General features: G+C 59.5%; 20 protein-coding genes. 12 read left to right on the top strand and 8 right to left on the bottom strand.

The window, feature by feature from the left end; translation table 11 throughout:
* Positions 1-8: 8 nt before the first annotated feature.
* The 7 genes from M5G20_RS05920 to M5G20_RS05890 all read left to right on the top strand — a co-directional run bounded on the left by M5G20_RS05920 (position 9) and on the right by M5G20_RS05890 (position 7,719).
* Positions 9-857, top strand: coding sequence for a polysaccharide deacetylase family protein (locus M5G20_RS05920; protein ID WP_273918336.1), 849 nt, complete (start codon positions 9-11; stop codon positions 855-857).
* A complete protein-coding gene (locus tag M5G20_RS05915; RefSeq protein ID WP_273918335.1) occupies positions 850-1,737 on the top strand; it encodes a polysaccharide deacetylase family protein in 888 nt (295 codons plus the stop codon). Before M5G20_RS05920 ends, M5G20_RS05915 begins: the two co-directional genes overlap by 8 nt.
* Complete coding sequence (locus tag M5G20_RS05910) at positions 1,734-3,083, top strand: MmgE/PrpD family protein (RefSeq protein WP_273918334.1); 1,350 nt, start codon at positions 1,734-1,736, stop codon at positions 3,081-3,083. The genes M5G20_RS05915 and M5G20_RS05910 overlap by 4 nt, the downstream gene beginning before the upstream one ends.
* Positions 3,084-3,229: 146 nt before the next feature.
* Positions 3,230-4,408 carry an MFS transporter gene (locus M5G20_RS05905; RefSeq protein WP_273918333.1) on the top strand — a complete coding sequence of 393 codons (1,179 nt, stop codon included), beginning with the start codon at positions 3,230-3,232 and terminating at the stop codon, positions 4,406-4,408.
* Between the two features lie 157 nt (positions 4,409-4,565).
* A complete protein-coding gene (locus tag M5G20_RS05900) occupies positions 4,566-5,273 on the top strand; it encodes an HPP family protein (RefSeq protein ID WP_273918332.1) in 708 nt (235 codons plus the stop codon).
* A 184-nt stretch (positions 5,274-5,457) separates the two neighbouring features.
* Entirely contained in the window at positions 5,458-6,564 is a 1,107-nt protein-coding gene (locus M5G20_RS05895; RefSeq protein ID WP_273918331.1) for an enoyl-CoA hydratase/isomerase family protein, read from the top strand.
* A 3-nt stretch (positions 6,565-6,567) separates the two neighbouring features.
* On the top strand, positions 6,568-7,719 hold the full coding sequence (locus M5G20_RS05890) for an acyl-CoA dehydrogenase family protein (protein WP_273918330.1): 1,152 nt from the start codon (positions 6,568-6,570) through the stop codon (positions 7,717-7,719).
* A gap of 123 nt (positions 7,720-7,842) precedes the next feature.
* Here the strand turns inward: M5G20_RS05890 and M5G20_RS05885 are convergent, their stop codons facing one another.
* From M5G20_RS05885 to M5G20_RS05860, 6 genes are all read right to left on the bottom strand, one after another.
* Positions 7,843-8,616 carry an enoyl-CoA hydratase gene (locus M5G20_RS05885; protein WP_273918329.1) on the bottom strand — a complete coding sequence of 258 codons (774 nt, stop codon included), beginning with the start codon at positions 8,614-8,616 and terminating at the stop codon, positions 7,843-7,845.
* Between the two features lie 16 nt (positions 8,617-8,632).
* The gene (locus M5G20_RS05880; RefSeq protein ID WP_150733083.1) at positions 8,633-9,760 is read right to left on the bottom strand and encodes an acyl-CoA dehydrogenase; all 1,128 of its coding nucleotides are present in this window, start codon (positions 9,758-9,760) and stop codon (positions 8,633-8,635) included.
* A gap of 86 nt (positions 9,761-9,846) precedes the next feature.
* Positions 9,847-11,046 carry an acetyl-CoA C-acyltransferase gene (locus M5G20_RS05875; protein WP_273918328.1) on the bottom strand — a complete coding sequence of 400 codons (1,200 nt, stop codon included), beginning with the start codon at positions 11,044-11,046 and terminating at the stop codon, positions 9,847-9,849.
* Between the two features lie 12 nt (positions 11,047-11,058).
* Positions 11,059-11,820, bottom strand: coding sequence for an SDR family NAD(P)-dependent oxidoreductase (locus M5G20_RS05870; RefSeq protein WP_273918327.1), 762 nt, complete (start codon positions 11,818-11,820; stop codon positions 11,059-11,061).
* 16 nt (positions 11,821-11,836) lie between these two features.
* Positions 11,837-13,501 (bottom strand): AMP-binding protein, encoded by a 1,665-nt coding sequence (locus M5G20_RS05865; RefSeq protein ID WP_273918326.1) that lies wholly within the window; start codon positions 13,499-13,501, stop codon positions 11,837-11,839.
* Between the two features lie 150 nt (positions 13,502-13,651).
* On the bottom strand, positions 13,652-14,668 hold the full coding sequence (locus M5G20_RS05860) for an AraC family transcriptional regulator (protein ID WP_273918402.1): 1,017 nt from the start codon (positions 14,666-14,668) through the stop codon (positions 13,652-13,654).
* Between the two features lie 210 nt (positions 14,669-14,878).
* On the opposite strand from M5G20_RS05860, the gene efeU reads away from it, so the two are divergent.
* From efeU to efeO (M5G20_RS05840), 4 genes are read left to right on the top strand one after another with little or no spacing between them, the layout of a single operon-like run.
* On the top strand, positions 14,879-15,718 hold the full coding sequence (gene efeU / locus M5G20_RS05855; RefSeq protein ID WP_273918325.1) for an iron uptake transporter permease EfeU: 840 nt from the start codon (positions 14,879-14,881) through the stop codon (positions 15,716-15,718).
* Between the two features lie 8 nt (positions 15,719-15,726).
* Entirely contained in the window at positions 15,727-16,926 is a 1,200-nt protein-coding gene (efeO, locus tag M5G20_RS05850; protein WP_273918324.1) for an iron uptake system protein EfeO, read from the top strand.
* A gap of 18 nt (positions 16,927-16,944) precedes the next feature.
* Positions 16,945-18,243 (top strand): iron uptake transporter deferrochelatase/peroxidase subunit, encoded by a 1,299-nt coding sequence (gene efeB / locus M5G20_RS05845; protein ID WP_273918323.1) that lies wholly within the window; start codon positions 16,945-16,947, stop codon positions 18,241-18,243.
* 23 nt (positions 18,244-18,266) lie between these two features.
* Entirely contained in the window at positions 18,267-19,091 is an 825-nt protein-coding gene (gene efeO / locus M5G20_RS05840; RefSeq protein ID WP_273918322.1) for an iron uptake system protein EfeO, read from the top strand.
* Positions 19,092-19,206: 115 nt separating this feature from the next.
* Here the strand turns inward: efeO (M5G20_RS05840) and M5G20_RS05835 are convergent, their stop codons facing one another.
* Both M5G20_RS05835 and pssA read right to left on the bottom strand, forming a co-directional pair.
* Positions 19,207-22,986, bottom strand: coding sequence for a hypothetical protein (locus M5G20_RS05835; RefSeq protein ID WP_273918321.1), 3,780 nt, complete (start codon positions 22,984-22,986; stop codon positions 19,207-19,209).
* Between the two features lie 119 nt (positions 22,987-23,105).
* Positions 23,106-24,449, bottom strand: a complete 1,344-nt coding sequence (pssA, locus tag M5G20_RS05830) for a CDP-diacylglycerol--serine O-phosphatidyltransferase (RefSeq protein ID WP_273918320.1) — start codon at positions 24,447-24,449, stop codon at positions 23,106-23,108.
* 213 nt (positions 24,450-24,662) lie between these two features.
* On the opposite strand from pssA, the gene M5G20_RS05825 reads away from it, so the two are divergent.
* Positions 24,663-25,226: a TetR/AcrR family transcriptional regulator gene (locus M5G20_RS05825; protein ID WP_273918401.1), complete on the top strand. Its 564-nt coding sequence runs from the start codon at positions 24,663-24,665 to the stop codon at positions 25,224-25,226.
* Positions 25,227-25,283: the final 57 nt, after the last annotated feature.

Here is a 25,283-nt window from a genome sequence, read left to right as displayed (position 1 = left end):
CACCACAGATGTCCGTCTCCCCTCAACCCACCTGGCCCGACCGGCACAAGGCTTGCCTGGCCCTTGCCTTCGACCTCGATGGCCCGACCGGTGATGCCATGCTCAACGGTTCGATCTGGCACAAACCGGAGTACTTCGGTTTTGGCGGTTACGGTCCGTATCGGGCACTTCCACGGATTCTCGATCTACTGGATGAATTCAACATCCCCACGACTTTCTTCGTCCCGGCCTGGGTCGTGGAGAACTGGCCAAAGCAGTGCCAGGCAATTGTCGAACGCGGGCACGAGGTGGCGTATCACGGTTACAAACACGAATCCTTCTACGCCCTGACGCTGGAACAGCAAAAGGACGTGATGACGTTGTCCCGCGAAGTGTTCTGGAAGCACCTGCACATCCGCGCCGAAGGTTTTCGCACGCCTTCCGGAGACTGGCGCGCAGAAACACCGGCCATGTTGGTAGAGGCCGGCGTGACCTACTCCAGCAGCATGCGCGGCGATGATCGCCCGTACCTGGTGAATGTCCCCGGCCACGCCACGCCGTTGGTGGAAATCCCCGGTCGCTGGGAAATGGACGACTACGCCTCGCTCGCCTACACCCGCGCACCGAACTTTCCCTCAGGCCTCGACCGCACGGCCAGCTACGCGTTGACCCTCGACAACTGGTGCCGCGAGTACGACGGCGCGATGAACGAAGGCTTGTGCCTGACCACTCTGTTCCACCCCAAGATCACTGGTAAACCAGGACGCATCCTGTTGCTGGAAAAACTCTTCGAACACATGCGCCAGCGCGACGATGTGTGGTTCGCCACCTGCCGCGATGTCGCCCAGTGGTGGCTGAAGGAGCATCACCATGGCTGACTCCTATTCCTGGCCCAAGGGCTATCGCTGTGCAGTGGTGCTGACGGTCGATTACAACGACATCCACGGCATCCTCACCCAGGCCCCGGAAGTCGCCGGTCGCGACAAGACCCTGTCGGTCTGGCGTTACGGCACCCAGCGCGGGGTCGAGCGTTTGCTCGGCCTGTTCAAGGAACTTGGCGTCCCGAGCACCTGGTTCGTGCCCGGCATCGTCGCTGAGGAAAACCCCGGGCACATCCACGCGATCAGGGCGGGCGGTCATGAAATCGCCTGCGCCGGGTATCGCCATCAGGACTACGACACGCTTGATCTTGCTGCCCAAAGCGCTGAAATCACCAGGGGCTGCGAAGCGCTGACGACTCTGACGGGTGAACGTCCAAGCGGTTTTCGAATCCCCGCCGGCAATGGTGCGCCGGGCTTCATCGAGGCACTCAGTGATCAGAGGATTCGCTGGTCGTCGTCATGGCGCGGCGACGATTTGCCGTTCGCGCACCCGACCGCCCCGCAAGTGATCGAGCTACCGCTGCACTATGAACTGGAAGACGAACCCTATTTCGCCTTCAACCTGAGCCCCGCCGTGCCTCCGGCGCAATCGCGGATCGCCTCTTACAGCCACACCCTGGGCAACCTGCAAATGGACTTCGCCGGCTTCCACCGCTTCGGCCTGTGCTACGTGCTGCGCCTGCACCCGGAAATCATCGCCACGCCGGGGCGCATTGGCGTGTTGCGCGAATTGCTCGAAGGCATGTTGCAGCACGACGACGTATGGATCACCACCGGTGCCGAAGTCGCACAATGGTGGGCCGAATCAGCCGCGCCCGTGACCGACGACCATCCGGCCTCAGTGTATGAGCGACACTATCGGGATTACGTCCTATGAGCGAACGCCTTCAGCACCTGGCACGGTTTTGTGTCGATACCCGGTTCGAAGACCTGCCTCCTGCGTTGGTCAAACAAACCACGCGGCACATCCTCGATACCTTTGGCGCCAGTCTCGCCGGAGCCGACAGTGACGTGGCGCGAACAGCGCAACAAGTGTTTGCAGGCGAAACGGGCAACGCTTTGGTCTGGGGCACACGCCTGCGGGTGGGTGCCGCGCAGGCAGCCATGCTCAACGGCGTCGCCGCCCATGCCCTGGAACTGGACGACACCGGAGGTTGCGACCATTCCGGGGCTGTGGTGTTGCCGGCGGTCATGGCCGCGCTGTCGATGACGGATCAACCGGTGAGCGGCCGTGAATTGATCACCGCCGTGATACTCGGATACGAAATCGGCCGCAGGGTGCTCGAAGCTTGCGGCGGTTATTCGGCCCACAACGGCGCAGGCTGGCATTCCACGGCGACCTGCGGCGTGTTTGGCGCGGCGGCAGCCAGTGCGCGAATTCTCGGTTTGAGCGCCGGGCAAACGGTGTCGGCATTGGGTATCGCCGCCAGTTTCAGCGGCGGTTTGTGGGCCTTCATTCACGACGGTTCGCACAGCAAAAAACTGCACAGCGGGCGCGCAGCCGAAGGCGGATTGCTGGCGGCACGATTTGCCCAACAGGGCATCAGTGGGCCGACACAGATATTCGACGACGTCTGGGGTGGTTTTCTGAAAACCCTTGCGCCGGCCACTGCCACACCCGACGCGCTGGATGCCGAGCTTGGCGTCGTGTGGAAACTCGCCCGCTGCTCGATCAAACCCTATGCCTCGTGTCGCGGCACCCATTCGGCGATTGATGCCTTGGGGTTGTTGCTGGAGCAACTCGATGTGCCGGTCGATCAGGTCGAAGACGTACAGGTTTCACTGTGCGGATTTCTGCAAGGTATGTGTGGCAGCCACGATGTCAGCACCCAGGCCGCCGCGCAGATGAGTTTGCCCTACGCGCTGGCGGCACGGCTGGTACACGGTCATTGTCGGTTGCAAGCCTTTGACGATGAACAACGCTGCGATCCACGCATTGCTCACTGGATGTCGCGCATCCGTCTTGAAGTCGATCCGCAACTGTCCGAGGATGGCGAGCCCGTGGTGACGCTGCGGACCGTGGACGGTCGGCAAGCGAGTCTGTGCGTTGAAGTGCCGTTGGGTGCGCCGGGGAATCCGCTGAGCGAAGCAGCGCTGGAGTACAAATTTTTCAGTCTGGCGCTGCGGGTGATGCCGCGGCGCCAGGCTGAACAGTTGCTGGGGCAGTTGTGGCGAATTGAAGAGATGGAATCGGTGCGTACGCTGGATCGGTGGCTGGGTTGAGCCTTACATCGACCGGTCGAGCCTCATCGCGGGCAAGCCCCACAGGCATTGCGGCGCTTTTGTGCGGGCGAGCCTGCCAGCGATTGGTCGCGACGCGGTCTCCCGACGTACACCAACAAGACTGAATAAGGACATTTGCACCCACCGTGGCCACTTACTCGCTCGTTATTCGTCGGTTGATGATCGTTTCACTGACCATCGTCGTCAGCCGCGCCATCACCAGCCCGTTGCTCACGCTGTTCCTGAGCAACAAATTGGGCTTGAACCAACAGGACGTTGGTCTGCTGCTGGGCATCGCGGTGTTCATCGCCACCCTGCTCGCCCTGTACGGCGGCTACATCATCGACCGCCTGGAAAAACGCCGGTTGCTGATTTTGGCGATGCTCTCCAGTGCCATCGGTTTCGTGCTGCTGACCTTTGCTGAAAACCTCTATCTGACCACCGCAACACTGGTGATCACTGAGACCGCGTCTGCGCTGTTTCTCATCGGTTCCAAAGCCATCCTCAGCGAAAACCTGCCCATGGGCCAACGCGCCAAGGCTTTTTCCCTGCGCTACACGCTGACCAACATCGGCTACGCCACCGGCCCCATGCTGGGTGTGGTGATTGCCGGCGTGTATCCGATTGCACCTTTCCTGATTGCCGGCGGCATCGCGTTTTTCAGCATTTTCCTGATGATCGGCATCCCGAAGGACTCGGCACAGACACCGGCGATTGGCCAACCGCAGAGTTTTCTCAAGACCCTGGTCACCCTGAAAAACGACCGCACCTTGATCATGTTCACCTGCGGCTGCCTGCTGAGTACCGTGGTGCATGGCCGATTCACGCTGTACCTGTCGCAATACCTGCTGGTGACCCACGATTCCAAAGACGCCCTCGACATCATGGCCGCGCTGCTCGCCTGCAATGCCATCAGCGTGATCCTGTTGCAGTACCAGATCGGTCGGTTCCTCAATCGGGAAAAGCTGCGCTTCTGGATCGCCGGTGGTACCAGCCTGTTCATTCTCGGCCTGATCGGCTTCAGCCTGGCTGACCACCTGATCAGTTGGTGCGTGGCAATGTTCATCTTCACCCTCGGTGAGATGATCATTTACCCGGCCGAATTCCTCTTCGTCGACACCCTGGCCCCGGAAGAACTGCGCGGCAGTTATTACGGCGCACAAAACCTGGCGGCCCTCGGTGGAGCCCTGAGCCCGGTGATTTGCGGCTTTCTATTGATGCATACCCCGGCGCCCACCATGTTCTACGCCTTGAGCGCGCTCACCGCGATGGGTGGATTCTTGTGCTTCATGAGTGGAAGACGCGTGGCTTTACTTCAGAATTAATGAACTGAAGCTTCATTAATATGAATTTGTCAGCATCAGCAATGATCGGCACACTGTCGTCGTTCCTCCCCCAATAGTTGGAACAACTTCAAAGGCTTTCTGGATATCCCAGATAAGCCTTTTTTTTTCCTGAAATTTTTTTGGAACATTCACCATCATGCTTGCTCGCTGGTTGCCCGCCGCCATCAACACCCGCCCCTCCGAATGGAGCCGCGCCGCCATCGGCATGGCTTTGGGCACCCTGCTCAGTGTCTGGCTGTGTGGCCAGGTATTTGGCATCGAAGTGGCGCATCACCTGATCGGGCCGCTGGGGGCGTCGGCGGTGTTGCTGTTTGCCGTGTCGTCCGGTGCACTGGCGCAGCCGTGGTCGATTGTGGGCGGTTACCTGAGCGCGGGCGTGGTGTCGCTGCTTGTAGCCCACGTGCTGGGGCGGACACTGGGCAGTGCCTGTCTCGCGGCGGGCATGGCGCTGGTGTTGATGTGCTGGCTACGTTGCCTGCATCCCCCGGCCGGCGCGTTGGCGCTGACCCTGGTGCTGGCCGACCCGGCCACCATTGCCATGGACTGGAAGGCCCTCGGCCCGGTAATGCTCGGTGCATCGATCATGCTGCTAAGCGCCCTGGCCTATAACAACCTGACGCGCATCCGTTACCCCAAGCGCGCCGCTGACCCGGTGGCTGTGGTGCCTGCCGATCATCCTCCTGTTGAGTCCCAGGCCATCACTGCCCAGGACCTGAAACTGGCCCTGGCCGAAATGGAAGCCTTCTTCGATGTCACGCCTGAAGACCTCGAACAATTGATCCATGCCAGTGAACTGCATGCCAAGCGGCGCAGCATCGCACAAGTATTGAGCCGCAGCGCCTGACAACACTGACCAATGTGGCGAGGGAGCTTGCGCCCTCGCCACGGGGGCGGGTGATCGTCATGCAAAAATGCAGTGAGCAGCTGCACATATCCCGGTTGTACATCACAAATTTGCACTGTTACGATCCTGCATCGCTCGCGCGCGAGCTTCTCTAATAAAGAACAATAAAAGCAGGGAGTTAGTGATGACTGCTCAGGTTTCATCGAAGGGCACGCAGTCCATGGAGGCCACGCAAAATGAAGTGCTGGCCGAGGTACGCAACCACATCGGGCATCTGACCCTCAACCGCCCCGCCGGCCTCAACGCCATTACCCTGGACATGGTGCGCAACCTGCACCGCCAGCTCGATGCCTGGGCGCAGGATGCGCAGGTGCACGCGGTGGTTTTGCGCGGTGCCGGTGAAAAGGCTTTCTGTGCCGGTGGCGACATCCGCTCGCTGTACGACAGCTTCAAAAGCGGCGACACCCTGCACGAAGATTTCTTCGTCGAGGAATACGCCCTCGATCTCGCGATTCACCATTACCGCAAGCCGGTGCTGGCGCTGATGGACGGTTTCGTCCTCGGTGGCGGCATGGGACTGGTGCAAGGCGCCGATCTGCGGGTGGTCACCGAAAAAAGTCGCCTGGCGATGCCGGAAGTCGGCATCGGCTATTTCCCGGACGTCGGCGGCAGCTACTTCCTGCCGCGTATTCCCGGCGAACTGGGGATTTACCTGGGGGTCAGCGGCGTGCAGATCCGTGCCGCGGATGCGCTGTATTGCGGATTGGCTGACTGGTACCTCGACAGCAGCCAACTGACCGCGCTGGACGAAAAACTCGATCAACTGGAGTGGCACGACACGCCGCTCAAAGACCTGCAAAGCCTGCTGGCGAAACTCGCCGTACAGCAATTGCCGGATGCGCCATTGGCAACTTTGCGCCCGGCCATCGACCACTTCTTCGCCCTGCCCGACGTGCCGAGTATGGTTGAGCAAATGCGTGAAGTGACGGTCGCCGACAGCCACGAATGGGCGACAGCCACCGCCGACCTGCTGCAGACCCGTTCACCGCTGGCCATGGGCGTGACCCTGGAAATGCTCCGTCGCGGACGCCACCTGAGCCTTGAACAATGTTTTGCCCTGGAGCTGCACCTGGACCGCCAGTGGTTCGAGCGCGGCGACCTGATCGAAGGCGTGCGCGCCTTGCTGATCGACAAAGACAAGAACCCGCGCTGGAACCCGCCCACCCTGCAGGCGCTGGACGCCGAGCACGTGGCGAGTTTCTTCAACGGTTTCGATGAGAGCGGGAGCTGAGCCATGCACGATCTCGAATTGACCGAAGAACAAGTCATGATCCGCGACATGGCCCGGGACTTTGCCCGCGGCGAAATCGCGCCTCACGCCCAGGCCTGGGAAAAGGCCGGCTGGATCGACGACGCTCTGGTGGCGAAGATGGGTGAACTGGGCCTGCTTGGCATGGTGGTCCCCGAAGAATGGGGCGGCACCTATGTCGACTACGTGGCCTATGCGCTGGCGGTAGAAGAAATTTCCGCGGGCGATGGCGCAACCGGCGCGTTCATGAGCATCCACAACTCAGTGGGCTGCGGGCCGGTGCTCAACTACGGCAGTGAAGAACAGAAGCAAACCTGGCTGGCGGATCTTGCCAGCGGCCAGACCATCGGCTGCTTTTGCCTGACCGAACCCCAGGCCGGTTCCGAAGCGCACAACCTGCGCACCCGCGCCGAACTGCGCGACGGCCAGTGGGTCATCAACGGCGCCAAGCAATTCGTCAGCAACGGCAAACGGGCGAAACTGGCGATCGTGTTCGCGGTGACCGATCCGGACCTGGGCAAGCGCGGAATTTCGGCGTTCCTGGTACCAACCGACACCGCCGGTTTTATCGTCGATCGCACCGAACACAAGATGGGCATTCGCGCGTCTGATACCTGCGCGGTCACTTTGAACAACTGCACCATTGCCGAGGCCAACCTGCTGGGTGAACGCGGCAAAGGCCTGGCCATCGCCCTGTCCAACCTCGAAGGCGGCCGCATCGGCATCGCCGCGCAAGCGCTGGGCATCGCCCGCGCCGCTTTCGAAGCGGCACTGGCCTATTCCCGTGATCGCGTGCAGTTCGACAAACCGATCATCGAGCACCAGAGCATCGCCAATCTCCTGGCCGACATGCACATGCAGTTGAACGCCGCACGGTTGATGATCCTGCATGCCGCACGCCTGCGCACGGCGGGCAAGCCCTGCCTGTCGGAGGCTTCGCAAGCCAAGTTGTTTGCGTCGGAAATGGCCGAGAAAGTCTGCTCCTCGGCGATTCAGATTCATGGCGGATATGGCTATCTGGAGGATTACCCGGTGGAGAAGTACTACCGGGATGCGCGGATCACCCAGATCTATGAAGGGTCGAGCGAGATCCAACGGATGGTGATCGCCCGCGAACTGAAGAACTACCTGGTGTGAGGCCTTAAAAGCATCGCTGGCAAGCCAGCTCCTACAGGTTCCGGCCGGTTCACAACATTTGTGGACGAACGAGAACCCTGTGGGAGCTGGCTTGCCAGCGATGGCGTCAACGAAGACGCCACATTACTTGCCGACGAACTGCGCCTCACGCTTGGCAATAAACGCCGCCATTCCTTCCTTCTGATCCTGCGTCGCAAACGCCGCATGGAACACACGACGCTCAAAGCGCACGCCTTCGGACAGGCTGACTTCAAAGGCGCGGTTGACGCTTTCCTTGACCATCATCGCAATCGGCAATGACTTGCTGGCGATCAGTGTCGCGACTTTCAGTGCTTCATCCAACAGCTCATCGCTCGGCACAATCCGCGCCACAATCCCGCAACGCTCCGCTTCCACCGCGTCGATCAAGCGACCGCTGAGGCACATTTCCATGGCCTTGGCCTTGCCCACGGCGCGACTCAGGCGCTGGGTGCCGCCCATGCCCGGCAGCACACCAAGGTTGATTTCCGGCTGGCCGAATTTGGCGTTGTCGCCGGCCAGGATAAAGTCGCACATCAGCGCCAGTTCGCAGCCGCCGCCCAAAGCAAAGCCGTTGACCGCCGCGATGATCGGCTTGCGGCGGTTGGCCACGCGGTCGCTGTCGCTGAACAGGTCGTCGATGTAGATCTGCGGATAGGTCAGCTCAGCCATTTCCTTGATGTCGGCGCCGGCGGCAAAGGCTTTCTTCGAACCGGTCAGCACGATGCAGCCGATGTTCGAATCGGCTTCCAGGCCATCGAGGGCATGGTTCAGCTCGCTGACGATCTGCGCGTTCAACGCGTTCAGCGCTTGCGGGCGGTTCAGGGTGATCAGGCCGACACGGCCGTGGGTTTCCAGCAAAATCGTTTCGTAGCTCACGTAGGGGTTCCTTCTTTCAAAGATTGCGCGAAATGACCATGCGCTGAATATCGCTGGTGCCTTCGTAGATCTGACAAACCCGTACGTCGCGGTAGATCCGCTCCAGCGGGAAGTCGTTCAGGTAACCGTAACCGCCAAGGGTTTGCAATGCCGAGGAACAGACTTTCTCGGCCATTTCCGAGGCGAACAGCTTGGCCATCGACGCTTCGACCAGCGCCGGTTGACCGCTGTCACGCAGGGCGGCGGCGTAATGCACCATTTGCCGCGCGACAGCGATCTGGGTCGCCATGTCAGCCAGGCGGAATGCGACGGCCTGATGCTCGATGATCGGCTTGCCGAAGCTCTCGCGTTCACGGGCGTAATCGCGGGCCGCTTCGAACGCTGCGCGGGCCATGCCCACCGATTGTGAGGCGATACCGACGCGTCCGCCTTCGAGGTTGGCCAGGGCGATTTTGTAGCCCTCGCCCTCTTCGCCCAAGCGGTTGGCCACCGGGACTTTGACGTCTTCGAACAGGATCTGGCAGGTGTCGGACGCATGCTGGCCGAGTTTGTCCTCGACCCGCGCGACTTTGTAGCCCGGCGAGTCCGTGGGCACGATGAAGGCGCTGATGCCGCGCTTGCCAGCAGCCGGGTCGGTCACCGCAAACACAATCACAACGCCGGCGTTTTGCCCGGAGGTGATGAACTGTTTACAGCCGTTGAGTACGTAGTGATCACCGTTCAGTCTGGCGCGGGTTTTCAGGCCGCTGGCATCGGAACCGGCTTGCGGTTCGGTCAGCGCAAATGCACCGAGCATCGCGCCGCTGGCCAAAGGCTTGAGGAAGCGTTCTTTCTGCTCATCATTGCCGTAATGCAGGATCGGCACGCAACCCACCGAGTTGTGCACGCTCATGATGGTCGAGCAGGCACCGTCGCCGGCGGCGATTTCTTCCAGGGCCATGGCGTAGGCCAGGTAGCCGGTGTCGCAACCGCCCCACTGCTCCGGCACCAACATGCCGAAGAAACCCAGCTCAGCCATCTCGCCGATGGCTTCCTTGGGGAAACGGTGCTCACGGTCCCACTCGGCGGCGAAGGGTTTGAGCCGTTCCTGGGCAAAGTCCCGGGCCATGTCGCGGATTTGTTGTTGGTCGTCATTGGGGATCATGGTGAATCCTTACAAATCTTGAGCAAAGAAACTGGTTGAAACAGAACCTGTGGGAGTGGGCTTGCCCGCTCCCACAGGGATTTGCATTAGCCGTAGTACACGCATTCCACGGCCATGGCCGTCGCTTCGCCACCACCGATGCAGATCGCTGCAACGCCGCGTTTCAGGCCTTTCTGGCGCAATGCCGAAAGCAACGTGACCAGAATCCGCGCGCCAGATGCACCAATCGGGTGGCCCAGGGCGCAGGCGCCACCGTGTACGTTGAGTTTCTCGTGGGGAATTTCCAGATGAGTCATCGCCGCCATGCCGACCACGGCGAAGGCTTCGTTGACTTCCACCAGATCCACTTCATTGAGCGACCAGCCGGTTTTCTTCATCAACTTTTTGATGGCGCCAATCGGTGCCACCGGGAACAGGCCCGGCGTATCGGCGAACGCCGCGTGGCCATGGATCACCGCCAACGGCTTCAGCCCGCGCTTATCGGCTTCGGAGCGACGCATCAGCACCAGCGCCGCCGCGCCGTCGGAGATCGAGCTGGAGTTGGCCGCCGTCACGGTACCGCCTTCGCGGAACGCCGGTTTCAGTGAAGCGATCTTGTCCAGTTTGGCCTTCGGCGGCTGTTCGTCATTGCTGATGGTCACCTGCTCTTTGCCGACGGTCACGGTCAGCGGCACGATCTCGTCCTTGAAGCTGCCGTCCTTGATCGCCTGTTGTGCGCGGGTGGTGGAAGCAATGGCAAAGGCATCCTGCGCCTCGCGGCTGAAACCGTTGGTTTCGGCGCAATCCTCGGCGAAGGTGCCCATCAGGCGGCCCTTGTCGTAGGCGTCTTCAAGGCCGTCGAGGAACATCGAATCCTGCACCTTGCCGTGGCCCATGCGGTAGCCGCTGCGGGCGCGGTCCAGCAGGTACGGCGCGTTGGACATGCTTTCCATGCCCCCGGCGATGACCACTTCGGCGCTGCCGGCAACCAGCATGTCATGGGCCAGAATGGCCGCTTCCATGCCCGAGCCGCACATTTTGTTGAGGGTGGTGCAGCGGGTGGATTTGTCCAGCCCGGCGCCCAGTGCCGCTTGGCGCGCCGGGGCCTGGCCGAGGCCGGCAGGCAGTACGCAGCCGAACAGCACTTCATCGACCGCACCGCTGGCGACACCGGCGCGTTCGACCGCAGCCTTGATCGCCGCAGCGCCGAGTTGCGGTGCAGTAAGGCTTTTCAGATCGCCCTGAAAACCACCCATCGGGGTGCGGACGGCGCTGACGATGACAATCGGATCGTTGGAAAGGCTCATGACAATTCCTCCTTATTTCGCGGCCATGCGCAAGGCACCGTCGAGACGGATCACCTCGCCATTGAGCATGCTGTTTTCAATGATATGCCGCACCAGCGCGGCGTACTCGGCAGGCTTGCCCAGACGCGGCGGGAACGGCACACCGGCGGCCAGGGAATCGCGCACTTCCTGGGTCATGCCGGCCATCATCGGCGTTTCGAAAATGCCCGGGGCGATGGTCATCACACGGATGCCGAAGCGCGCCAGTTCCCGGGCGGCAGGCAAGGTCAGGCTGACAATCGCACCTTTGGACGCCGCGTAGGCCGCCTGACCGATCTGGCCGTCGTAGGCTGCTGCGGATGCGGTATTGATGATCACGCCGCGTTCGCCATCGGCGTCCGCCTCGGTTTCGGCAATCGCCGCCGAGGCCAGGCGCAGCATGTTGAAGCTGCCGATCAGGTTGACGTTGATCACCTGACTGAAGCTGGCCAGCGCGTGCGGACCGTTCTTGCCGAGGATCTTCTCGCCGCGCACGATGCCGGCGCAATTGACCAGGCCATTAAGGCCGCCAAACGCTTTGACCGTCGCCTGCACCGCGGCTTCGGCCGCCGCTTCATTGCTGATGTCCGCGACCACGCTGTGTGCGCCCAGGCGCTGGGCCTGGGCTGCAACCGCTTCGGCATTCATGTCCACCAGCATCACCTTGGCACCGGCCGCGACCAGCATTTCTGCGGTGGCCGCACCGAGGCCCGAAGCGCCGCCGGTGACGAGAAAAACCTTGTTTTCGATCTGCATCATTGTTTCCTTGGATTCAAGCTGAAACGTTCTTCGCTGCGGCCTCTTGAGCCTTGGCGATCTCCTGATTGCGCAAGATAAAGCGCTGCAATTTGCCGCTTGGGGTTTTCGGCAATTCGCTGACAAATTCGATTTCACGCGGGTACGAGTGCGCCGCCAGGCGTTTGCGCACGTGTTGACGCAGCTCTTCGGCCAGTTCGGGTTCGGCGCGGTACTGCGGGTTGAGCACGACGAAGGCTTTGACCAGCTCGGTGCGCTCCGGATCGGGCTTGCCGACGACGGCGGCTTCAACCACGGCCGGGTGTTCAATCAGCGCACTTTCCACGTCGAACGGACCGACGCGGTAGCCCGAGGTGGTGATCACGTCATCGCTGCGACCGACAAAGCTGATGCTGCCGTCCGGGTTCCACTCGACGGTATCGCCGCTCAGGTAGTAATCACCGACGAAGGCCTTGGTCGGCGCACCTTCGTAACCGGCGAACCAGCACATCGGCGACTGGGTGCGGTCGATGGCGAGGATGCCCGGCTGGCCGACATCCAGTTCTTTGAATTGCTCGTCCAGCACCACGATGCGGTGTCCCGGCGAGGCAAAACCGGCAGCGCCCATGTGGATCGGGTGTTGCAGCGCGTGGTGATTGCACAGCACCATGCCGAGCTCGGTCTGGCCGTAGTGGTCGTGAATGACCACACCGAGCTGCTCGGCGAACCAGCGGATCACTTCTGGATTCAACGGCTCACCGGCGCTGCTGACGATGCGCAGCTTGCCCTTGATCGACTTGGCGAACTCATCGCCGCCGGCAATCAACAGACGATAAGCTGTCGGCGAACCGGTGAGATTGGTGATGCCGTACTTATTGATGACGCGGCAGGTGCTTTCGAGGGTGAACGGGCCATCGTAAAACGTGATTGGGTGTCCCATGGCCATCGGGCCGGTCACACCGAAATAGATGCCGTAGGCCCAGCCCGGATCGGCCAGGTTCCAGAATGCATCTTCCGGGCGCAGATCCACGGCGTCGCGGGTGTAACTCTGGAACGCGACGATGGCTTTGAGCGGTACCGACAGTGCTTTCGATGGGCCGGTGGTGCCAGAGGTAAACATCAGAAGGAACGGATCTTCGCCGGTCAACATCACCGGTTCGCAAACATTGGCGTAATTGGCCAGTTCGGCCCAGAAGCTGAAATCACCCCGGACGATGCCTTGGCCTTTTGCACCGCCGACGGTGACGATGGTCGGGCAATCGGCGACTTCAGCGAGTTTCGAGCGGTTGACCCCATCAGTCACCACCACCTTGGCGCCCGAACTGGCGAGGCGATGTTCGATGGCCTTGGGGCCGAACGCCGTGAACAACGGCTGGTAGACCGCGCCGATACGCCAGGTGGCGAAGACGGTGATGAGCAATTCGATGTTACGGGGCAACAGGCCGGCGACTTTGTCGCCTTTTTTCACGCCCTGGGCCAACAGGAAATTGGCAAAGCGCGCGGCTTTATCTTGCAGGTCGGTGAAGGTGTACGTGGCGCTGGCGCCATCGCGTCCTTCCCAAAACAGTGCGATACGACCGGGCAACGCATGGCGGTCGCAACATTCGACGCAGGCGTTGAGGGCTGTCAGATCACCCGCGAGTGCGGCGTCGACGGTGTGCTGATAATTGAACTGTGAAACAGCAGACAGGTAATCGCGCATTGCCAGAATCCCTCTGTATTTTTATTAGGTTGGGGGAACCGTAACTAACAGGGAAATACTCGCTCTGCGCTGCGTCTCGGGCAATGGTCAAAGTTATCAAGTTGCTTGACTGGTTTGGCCAAGATCCAGCAAGTGCAGTGCCTTTGTGGATCAGTGGGATTCGTTAAGAATCAAACTCCGATAATGCCCAGGATTGGACCCCGACCACTTGCGAAACGCCTTGTAGAACGAACTCGCATCGGCAAACCCCAGCCGCGTGGCGATGTCGGCGAAGCTGATGCTCGGCTCGGCCAGCCAGACAATCGCCAGTTCCTTGCGCACGCTGTCCTTGAGCGCTTGATAGGTCTGGCCTTCCTCGGACAACCGACGACGCAGGGTCGAAGCCGACATGCACAGGCGTTGCGCCAGGGCTTCGGTTTCCGGCCATTGCTCGGCGGGCAGTTGTCGCAAGTCGTGCTTGATCCGGCTGGCGAGGCTTTGCGGATCGCGATACTTGACCAGAATGTTGGCCGGCGCGTGAGCGAGGAAACGCTTGAGTTCTTCCGCCGTGCGCTTGATCGGCAGGTCGAGGCAATCGGCAGAGACAATCATCCGCGTGCGTGGCCGGTCGAAACGCAGGTTCTCGGAAAACATCACCTGATAGTCATCGCAAAAATCCGGCTGCGGGCAGCGCAACTCGATGGCCAGGATCGGAATCCGCCGCCCCGCCAGCCAGCACGCCACGCCGTGCACGATCATCCAGTAGGTGAAATAGGTGAAGGCGCGGCGTGGATCGTGGTCGTCTTCCAGCAGCACGATTTCTGCCAGGCTTTGCTGGCGAACCAATTCGGCGGGCATGCGTTCGAGCATTAACGACAGGAAGCCCAGGCCGCTGGTGAGACCCGCCGCCACGCTCGGCTGGATCATGGCGCAGCGGCACAGAAACTCGAAGCTGCCGGACTTGAGCTTGCGCGGGTCCATGCCGAAAAACTCATCATCCCCACGCCGGGCCAGCAAGCGCCAGAGTCGCGCGTATGCCGTGGCCGGGACCCGCGCGGCGCTGTTGTTCAACAGCAAAGGCTCGATGCCGACCTTATTCAACACCTCGTCGGTGACAAGGCCCGGGGCGCAGCTTTGCAACAGCGCTTCACGCACCAGTTGGATGGAGATGGTGTCTTTTTCCGACATTGAGCGAGGCAAGCCCTGTTCGTGTTCGAGTGGTGGGCATATTAGCGCAGCCCGTATGTGCAAAGGAGATCCTTGTGGGCTCCCACAGGATGCTGCGTGATCTTGCAAACCGTTCAGCTTAGGTTCAGCTAAATGTCAATCAGTCCCATATGGGAATGAGTGTCATTATGTTACAACTTAGCTCCCTATCTAAATCCGTGACGGTGCTGAATGCTCGTTCCTTTTCTGATCATGCTGCGCGAAGGTATCGAGGCGGCGTTGATCGTCGGCATCATCGCCAGTTACCTCCAACAGACCGGTCGCGGGCAGTGGATGCCCGCCGTGTGGATCGGCGTCTTTCTTGCCGCCGCCCTCGCCCTGCTGGTAGGCGGCGGCCTGGAACTGGTCAGCGCTGAATTCCCGCAAAAACAACAGGAACTGTTCGAAGGCGTGGTCGGCCTGGTGGCCGTGGGCATCTTGAGTTCCATGGTGTTCTGGATGCGCAAGGTGGCGCGTTCGATCAAGCATTCGCTGCACGCGTCCCTCGATCAGGCGCTGACCGGCTCCAGACACCAGGTGACCGCACTGATCGCCATGGTGTTTTTCGCCGTCGCCCGGGAAGGCCTGGAAACAGTGTTCTTCCTGCTCGCAGTATTCCAGCAAAGCGAAGGCCCGGCGGCACCGATCGGCGCCCTGCTCGGCCTGATCCTGGCCATCGTCGTCGGCTTCCTGATCTACACCGGCAGCATGCGTCTGAACCTCGGCGCGTTCTTTCGCTGGACCGGGTTGTTCATCCTCGTCGTGGCTGCCGGCATTCTCGCCAACTCCGTGCAGGCGCTGCATGAAGCCGGGGTGTGGAACCACCTGCAAACCGTGCTGTTCGACATCAGTGCGACGCTGCCGATGGATGGCCCGCTGGGCTCGGTGCTGGCCGGCATGTTCGGTTATCAGGATGCGCCGACCGTGAGCACCCTCGGCGTCTGGCTGATTTACCTGCTGGTGGCGTTGGTGATGTTTTTCCTCCCCGCACCGGCTCCGGCCAATCACTCCTCTTCAGTTTCCAGCCAGTAAGGGCAACCATGCCAAACCAACCTCCTTCCCAGGCCTCCCCGCCCCGCACCTTGCGCTGGGCGGTGGCCGGTTCGGTGATCGTGATGATCGCCGCCGGTGGCCTGTTCTACTACGCCTCGAAAATGGCCGCCGCCAAACGCCAGGCCAACCACGACGAAGTGCTGGTGACCATTCACCCGCACCGCTGCGAACCCAATGCGCTGACGGTGCCGGCCGGTCGCGCCGGTTTCCGCATCGTCAACCGCTCGGACCGGGCCGTCGAATGGGAAATCCTCGACGGCGTGCTGGTGGTCGAGGAGCGTGAGAACATCGCGCCCGGACTGAGTCAGGTGATCAACGCCAATCTCCTGCCCGGCGACTATGCGATCACCTGCGGCCTGTTGAGTAACCCACGCGGCACCCTGCATGTCACGCCGACGGCGGCGTCCGATGCGGCGGCCAAGGCCAAGCCATCGATGGTGGCGTTTGTCGGGCCGTTGTCAGAGTTTCGCGTGTACGTGAGCCGCCAGGGCTCGGCGCTGATCAACGCCGTGACCGCCCTCGAGCAAGCCATCGAAGCCGGCGACTTGAGCGAGGCGCAGACCCTGTATCTACCGGCTCGCGCGGCCTATCAACGATTGGCCCCCGCCGCCCAACGCCTGGCCGAGCTGGACAACGCCATCAACGCCCGCGCCGATTATTTCGAAAAGCGCGAGCAGGATCCGGGTTTCATCGGCTTCCACCGCCTCGAATATGGGTTGTTCCAACAGCGCGACATCAATGGACTGGCACCTGTCGCCCAACGCCTGCTCGCCGACGTCACCCGCCTCAAACAACAACTGCTGGCCCAATCGCTGCCACCGGAACAGCTGGTGAGCATGGTGGTACGCAACCTCAACAACCTTGCCGAGGTGCGTGCCGATAGCGGCGAAGAGGAACGCTACAGCCACACCGACTTGAACGGTTTCATCGGCAACCTCGACGCCGCGCGCAAGGTCGTCGACCTGCTACGGCCGCTGCTGGCGAAATCCGCGGCTGAGTTGCTGCCGAAGATTGACGCGGCCCTCGCCGCCTTCGATACGCAACTCAACGGCTTCAAAGTCAGTGACGGCTACGCCCGTTACGACAGCGTGAACGCCCAGCAGCGTCAGCAGATCGCCGAGAAGGCCAAGGCCCTCGCCGACGCCCTCGATGGCATTGATCCCGCCCTTGGCCTTTCCGGCCTGTAAGCAGAAGACCCTTTTCAGATGAACGATTCAGAGCCATTCAACCTTCAACGTCGCCGGGTACTGATGGGCATGGGCGCCGCCGGTGTCGCCCTGGCCGGTACAGCATTGAGCTGCCCCGCCATGGCCGCCAGCCCCGCGCAGGTCACTGAAGCCCCGCGCAGCGATACAACCGAAGACCGTCACGACTTCCACGGCAAACATCAAAGCGGCATCGTCACCCCACGTCCGGCATCCGGCATGTTGGTGTCGTTTGATGTACTCGCCACTGATCGCGAAGACCTGGAACGCCTGTTCCGCACCCTCAACGAGCGCATCGCGTTCCTGATGAAGGGCGGTCCGGTGACTGAGGTCGACCCGAAATTGCCACCGGTGGATTCGGGGATTCTCGGCCCGGTCGTGACGCCGGATAACCTGACCGTCACCGTCTCGGTTGGCGAGTCTCTGTTCGACGAACGATTTGGCCTGGCCGACGCCAAGCCCAAGCGCCTGATCCGCATGGTCGGTTTTCCCAACGATGCACTCGACGCGGACTGCTGCCACGGCGACCTGAGCCTGCAGTTTTGCGCCAACACCGCCGACACCAATATTCACGCCTTGCGCGACATCGTGAAAAACCTGCCGGACCTGTTGCTGGTGCGCTGGAAACAGGAAGGCAGCGTGCCGCCCCAGGCGCCGGCGAAACCTGGCGTGCCGGCGCAGAGCGCACGCAACTTCCTCGGTTTTCGCGACGGTTCCGCCAACCCCGATTCCAACGATGCCAAGGCCATGGACAACATCGTCTGGGTCCAGCCCGGCAGCGACGAACCGGCCTGGGCCACGAACGGCAGCTATCAGGCGGTTCGGATCATCCGCAATTTTGTCGAGCGCTGGGACCGCACACCGTTGCAGGAGCAGGAAAGCATTCTTGGTCGAGTCAAAAGCAGCGGCGCGCCCATGGGCGGCACCCATGAAACGCAAGTCCCGGACTACGCCAAGGACCCCGAAGGCAAGTTGACCAAACTTGACGCGCACATCCGCCTGGCCAACCCGCGCACCGCCGCGACCCAGGCCAACCTGATCCTCCGTCGGCCGTTCAATTACTCCAACGGTGTCAACAAGAACGGTCAGCTCGACATGGGCCTGTTGTTTATCTGCTACCAGGCGGATCTGGAGAAAGGCTTTGTCACCGTGCAAACCCGCCTCAATGGCGAGCCGCTGGAGGAATACCTCAAACCGGTGGGCGGCGGTTACTTCTTTACCCTGCCCGGCGTGACGGGCGACCAGGACTTCATCGGTCGCTCCCTGCTGGCTGCCACACAACCCACAAAAACCGCATAAACAACCCCACACGGAGCCGTCCCATGAAAAAGTCGCCACTGGCGTTAATGCTGACCCTAGGCTTGCTCAATACCCCGTTTTCAGCGTTCGCGACCACGGCGCCGATGGCGTTGGTGCAGCCGATTTCCGACTACAAGATCTACGTCACCGAGCAGCTCGATGAACTGGCCAGCCACACCCGGCAGTTCACCGATGCGGTGAAACAAGGCGACCTGGCCACCGCGAAAAAACTCTATGCGCCGACCCGGGTTTATTACGAGTCGATCGAGCCGATCGCCGAGCTGTTCAGTGACCTCGATGCCTCCATCGACTCCCGTGTCGACGACCATGAAAAAGGCGTGACTGCCGAAGACTTCACCGGCTTTCACCGCATCGAATATTCGTTGTTCTCGCAGAACAGCACCAAGGGCCTGGGCGACCTGGCGGACGGTTTGGACAAAGACGTCAAAGACCTGCAAACCCGCGTCGCGAACCTGACGTTCCCACCGGAAAAAGTTGTCGGCGGTGCCGCCGCGTTAGTCGAAGAAGTGGCGGCCACCAAGATCTCCGGCGAGGAAGATCGCTACAGCCACACCGACCTGTATGACTTCCAGGGCAACATCGACGGCGCGAAGAAAATCGTCGACCTGTTCCGTCCGCAAATCGAAAAACAGGACGCTGCGTTCGTTGCCAAAGTCGAGAAGAACTTCACCACGGTGAACACCATCCTGGCCAAGTACAAGACCAGAGACGGCGGTTTCGAGACTTACGACAAAGTGAAGGAAAACGACCGTAAGGCGCTGGTCGGGCCGGTCAATACACTGGCTGAGGACTTGTCGACATTGCGGGGGAAACTGGGGTTGAACTGAGGGTTGCAATCACCACCGGCCTGCGACTGATATCAACATCAGTCGCAGGACTTCTGGCTTCATGGATGGCGATAGCGTTGCGGATGGGTTTTCGTCAGTGTGTTTCTGATCGACCCTAGGCCGTCAATTCCATGAAATTGTCGAGCGCCCGGCCAATCGGGTTGCCGTTTCTATCCAGCGCGTACCATTTTCCGTTTTCCCGAATAGCCGTTATTTCGGTACCGTTGACAGTGCCGCTGACATTATTGACAACGGTGTTCACCCGACTGGGTTGAAATGGTGCAGCGGCTCCGCTGGCATGACCACCAAAAAACGCCCTGAGGCGATCCGTGCACGCCTGCATACTCGCAATTCCGTCTTTGGTCAAAGCGAACACGCCGCTTTTGAATAACTTGGGGAAACCGCTAACGGCTCTTGCGACCCCTCCTGTGACAAGACCTGAGAACCCTACGATCATGCCCGGGACACCGTCCAGCGGGTTAACCAACGAAACCATGGTCTTCCCGGCAATTTTGAAAGCTTCAACGGCCTTGGCCGTGGTCGAGGTGGCAGACCGCACTGCAGGCACCCCCTTGCTCAGCCCACCCGCCATCGTGTTCAGGCCGGAAATCGCATCTGTAAAACAACCAAAGACGCCGTTTATGAAGCGCATTCGCTCCCCTGATTGCAAATCTTTGACAGCAGCATAGAAAGGAATAAGTTGCAGTAGAAAATTATATGTTTTTTCCCTATCTGCACGTTTAGCCTCTTCGGTGGTGGTGCCGTGGGCTTTCTCAAACAGTGAATCCCATTCTCCTTTAAGTAGATTGTCGTTAACGATTTTGTCGACGATATCCAAGGTCCTTTTTGAAAAGTAACTGTCTGGCACGGACTGACGCGAATCCACTCGAGCAGGGTTGGCGGGAAGGGTTTCACCCAATTTTTCGATAATTAGCTTTTGCGATACAGTGCCAGCTATCGGCACGGAGCCTCTTGCATAGGCGGAAAAATCAAACGGCAAAGGGGTTCCGCGTTGTGCAAGCGTATTGACCGTCCGTCCCCTACCCGTTCTGGTCCGTTCGTGTTTCATTTCACCATCGAGTGGTAACTCATACGGTAAATCCGTGCGTTTGATAATTGACATCCGCCCCGGAAACACTTCGAAGTAGCTGACCTTTTTAGCTTCGCCGTCTTGATACTCGCAACGCAACAGTGTTCCTTGGCGTCCAAGGAATGCCGCCCGGTGCTTTGGTTCTTCATCTTCTTTAGGCATTCCCGTTTCTTCGCGCAACGTAAAGAACTGCACTTCTCCAAACTCAAGGCTCTGACGATCTTCCAGCGGCAACGTCGCAATCAGGTTTTTTGTCGTGGTAACAAAACCCTGCTTGCGCGCATTAAAAAAGCTATCTACGGATGTCTTCAAGAGTTTATGCAAATCGGGCAACTTCTCCCAGCCGGCGTCAAACCGCTCATTCGGCATCGGAACATTTCGCATTTCCCAAGCGCCTGAAGAAATGTCTCCCTCCATATAAGCGTCGACGATCGATTTCGTTTCGCCCTTATACGTTATGTTGAACTCTTCAATACCCCGCGGGCCGATCATTACTTCCTCAATGGGTACCTGTTTCCCCTGCGTTGGCTGCGGCCTTCCCTCCGTCGATTCCAGTAACATCTCGGGTGTATTGGGGAAAGCACGCCTAAGTTCTTTAGCTGCAATTTCTCTTCGTGTCACCAGCTCGCGCTCGAACCCTGCCACTGCTTGAGAATATTCCGCTCTCTGGGTCGCAAACTTTTCCGCGGCGATCATATAGTCGCTGGCAGAATACGAAGATGCCCCGCGCTGTTGAACAACACCGTTCATCGCTGCCCATGTCATCAACGTATCAAACGCAAGGCTCCTGAACAGAAATTGCAGCTCAGGCGTTGTGGGCGCGAGCATCGAAAGTGACATCAACTGTTCGTTGGTCATCATTCGCGAACACCCGGGATCCACACACTCGGCAATAGCGCCCCCCAGTCTTAAGGTCACCCAGGTCGCCGTGCCCATCTGAATCCCTGCGTTTGCACCCTGCGTGAGAAATTCCGGGGCTACGTCTGCCAGAAACAAATGCGCAATCAGTGGCGCAGCCTGCGAACTCACACCCTTTTGATCGATAAGGTGCTGTTCAATCTCTGAACGCACTTCTGTCAGATCACGCCCCAGATTTTTGGCCTGGTAGACGTTATAGCCTGCAATGTTTCCCGGCTTGCCGGGAGCGTCAGGATCGACTTCCAGTTTGATCGCTGCCAGCAACAGTTTCTGATAGTGCTCGGGCGAAGCCGTTTCTGCCGCACCATACCAGTTCAGCGCCCCGAGCAATTGCCGCCCACAGACAGCAGATTGGCTTTTTTCAAGTATCTGTTTCAGTAATACATCGGCGTGATTGCGCCGCAATTCCACGGATGTTTTTTGCAGCAGGTCCGCGCCCAATTCATCGATAATTGAGCTGGAGCTGCTTAAAAACCCGCTTGCGACACTGATAACTTTCGCTCTTTCGGCTGCGGTGAGCTGTATCGGTGAATGGGCACTCGCCAGTAACTCGGCGCCGTAGTCGCCCAGTGGCGTGGCCTGAGGCAAAGACGTTTGCAGCCATCGAATAATATTGCGAACTTCGCCCACGGTCTTGGGAACACTAAATCCGCTGAAGGTCAGTATCTGCGGAATATCAAAGTTCAACGGAGCGTACAGCGCATTGCCCGTGTCCTTCACCATGCGCAGCAGCGCATTGAAAGGGCCAGTCAATGTACTTTGACGGTTAACCAGATCCGTCAAGTCATACCATTGTGAGTCGTGAATAAAGACCTGGATCTTGTTCTCACTGATTCTGACAGGCAGCAGACTGGCTTCAATATTCTCGCCCGCACAGAGCGCAATCATTTCCGGCAGCTCGAAAAAATCATTCAAGTGATGAAGTATTGCCAAGCTCTTGTGCGCCAGCGGCGAGTCGCCGGCACTTTCACTGTATTGACCGGACAACGACAGGTTCATTTTGTCAGGCTTGTCTTTGACCCACTCTCCCAACTCTTTGATCAGCGTTTCCCGTGCTTTCGCCTCTCTGATTAACTCCTTGACGCTATGACACTCTTTACCCAGCGCGATCCTTTCTTCGTCCGTGATTTCAGGCCATCCCTCGCGTTTGAGTCGATTGGCCAGTTCGCCGGCTTCCTCCTCGGAGGTCGGCGGCACTACCCCATAAAAATCAAGCATCACGTTACACGGGACAAGCTTCTGATCTTCATTCACATAAGGTAAACCGAAGTCGCCAAGATCAAGTACTTCCCTGGCGGCGAGCACTTGTTTTGATACCTGCCACCATCCCGAGGTATCGCACAAGGTAAACGTTTCGATGCTGCCTGGATCGTCACGGGAAGTGCGACCGGATACCGAGCCCTCATGGACCTTCACTGTATCCAGCGCCAAGCCCTTGGATTCGAACCAGGCAAGCACTTTGGGATCATTCAAGGCTTGTTTATAAAGTTCCAGCGGTTTATCGATCAAACAGCCTGCCGGAACTGGCATCGAAATATTTTGCCCGGATTCCAATTGCCCAAGCATGCTCGCTTGTAGGGCTCGATCAGCTTGTGAGGAGATATCCGGATCACTGGCCAGGATGAGCACCGTGGTCGCGCGCTGTTCGTCGTGTTGTCTGCCGTCGGGGCGGTGGGTGATGTGCCCGTTTCCATTTTGGCCAGGCACTGCTCTCAACACGGGCTGATTGCTGTCAGGGCTCAATGGGATCGGCTTTAATTTATCTTCGCCGCTTTGCGTTCTCGAAAGCGACCGTGACATTCGGGTTGGTTGCGCAGAAGAATCAGGTTCGTTCCGAGATGTTGCAATGGGAGTGGTCGTACTGATAGCGGCAGGTGACGCAGGCATCTTTTCAGCTTCCTTTCAAATGAATACGTGAGGCCAGCCTAAAACGCACGTCTGAAAGGAACTATAAAATTACGCTCTGCCGCTAATGGGTTCTCCCGTATCGCCGCCCCGCAGAACGGCTACAAAATCCGATACAGCAACCGCTCAATCCGTACCCGACTGACACGTTTGAGAAACTTCGCAACCCCCGCCGGATATTCCGGCAAGGTCTCCAGGTCCTGATAACGCTCGATGCGCCGGGTGTGCTGGAAGATCTGCGCCAGTTCAGTCCGGCGCGGTTCCAGCAGTTCGCCTTTGGGATCGTCGATCAGCAAGGCGTTTTCCAGATCGAGACGAAACGCTCGCGGGTTGAGGTTGTTGCCGGTCAGCAAGGTATAGCGCTGATCGATCCACATGCCTTTGAGGTGGTAGGTGTTGTCGCCATCCTTCCACAGGTGCAGGTTCAACTGACCGCTGTCGATGTTGCGCTGATGGCGCTTGGCGAAGCGACGCAGGCTGATTTCGTAGAGGTACGGCAACGCCGAAATCACCTTGAACGGCTCGCTCGGCGGGATGTAGAAATCGTTGGCCGTCTTGTCGCCGACCACGATGTCGATCTTCACTCCGCGCGCCAGTGCCCGGTTGATTTCCCGGGTGACGGCCAACGGCAAATTGAAGTACGGCGTACAGATGGTCAGTTGATGCCTGGCGCTGGCGATCAACTCGCCGATCACCCGGCTCAACGGATTGTTCTTGCCCACGCCCAGTAACGGACTGACGGACAGACCGCTCTTGTCCGTGGAGCCCTGGGTGGTGTCGTACGCGGCGTGCTTGAGGCGGCTGCGCAGATCGCCGATGTCGTTGCGCAAGCTGCGGGTGGTCGGCAGGTTCGGCAGGTCGAGGCGATGCACCGCTTTGGAGGCCACCAGGCCATGCTGAACAAGATGCTGCATCGAATCAGCCAGGACGCTGTTGTTCAACAGGTGATAACGGTCGTAGCGGTACTTGTCGAGTTTGTGCAGGTAGACGTTGTTCAGGCTCGCACCGCTATAGATCACGCAGTCATCGATGATGAAGCCCTTCAAATGCAACACCCCGAACAACTCGCGGGTTTGCACCGGCACGCCATACACCGGCACTTCACTGGCGTGGGTACGGGTCATCTCCTGATACCAGGCCGAGTTGCCCGGTTGTTTGCCGGCACCGATCAAACCGCGCTGGGCGCGCAACCAGTCAACGACCACCACCACGTCCAGTTGCGGACGCGCCAGTTTGGCAGCGTGCAAGGCATCGAGAATTTCCTGACCGGCCTCATCCTGTTGCAGGTACAGCGCGACGATGTAGATGCGCTGAGTGGCGCTGGCGATTTTTTCCAGCAGGCAACGTCGGAACTCGGCGGCGCCAGAGAGGATGGTGACGGCATCGGCGGTCAGCGGGAAACTGCGCAGTTTAGGCAGCAGGGAGCGTTTGAAAAGCGACGGCATAGGGCTCGCAATGGGTCGAATCCAGAGAGTTGGTGAGCTTACACCATGGATCGGCTTGGGTCTTGTTACTGGCTGTAATGACGCCATCGCTGGCAAGCCAGCGCCTACAGGTACACGCGTTCTTTTGTAGGCGCTGGCTTGCCAGCGATGGCCATTATCAGGAAAACAAAAAACCCGTTGACCAAGGAGAACGATCGTTCTACTGTATGCCGCATGAACGAAATCACTAGCAACGACACACGCGACATCATCCTGGATGTTACCGAAAAGTTGATCTATAAAAGTGGCATCGCTGCCACTGGCATGGATCTTCTGGTGAAGACCGCCGGCGTCTCCAGAAAAAGCATCTACCGCTATTTCGCCAACAAGGAGGAGCTGACCGTCGCCGCCCTGCAACGCCGCGACCAACGCTGGATGCACTGGTACAGAAGCGAAGTCGGACAGGCCGAAACCCCGGCCGACCGCCTGCTCAACCTGTTTACCGTGCTCAAGTCGTGGTTTGACTCCGAAGGCTTTCGGGGCTGCGCGTTCATCAACACCAGCGGGGAAACCGGCGACCCGCAAGACCCGATCCGGCTGCTTGCCAAGGAGCACAAACAAAAACTGCTCGACTACGTGTGCGAGCTGTGTACCGAACATGGTGCCGAGGATCCGCAGTTGCTGGCCAGACAACTGCTGATCCTGATTGATGGTGCCATTACCGTGGCGCTTGTAATGGGTGATCACAGTGCCGCCGATAATGCGCAATGCATGGCGCGAAAGTTATTGGACCTGTAGCAACTTAATCGAGCCCGACAACGTGTTTACAACTTTAAATTGATTCGGAGATTTTAT

It is taken from the genome of Pseudomonas sp. TNT2022 ID1044, assembly GCF_028656895.1.
GTDB classification, from domain to species: Bacteria; Pseudomonadota; Gammaproteobacteria; order Pseudomonadales; family Pseudomonadaceae; genus Aquipseudomonas; species Aquipseudomonas reinekei.
Note: the sequence above shows the minus strand (reverse complement) of the source record. Positions and strands in the feature narration are given on the sequence as shown.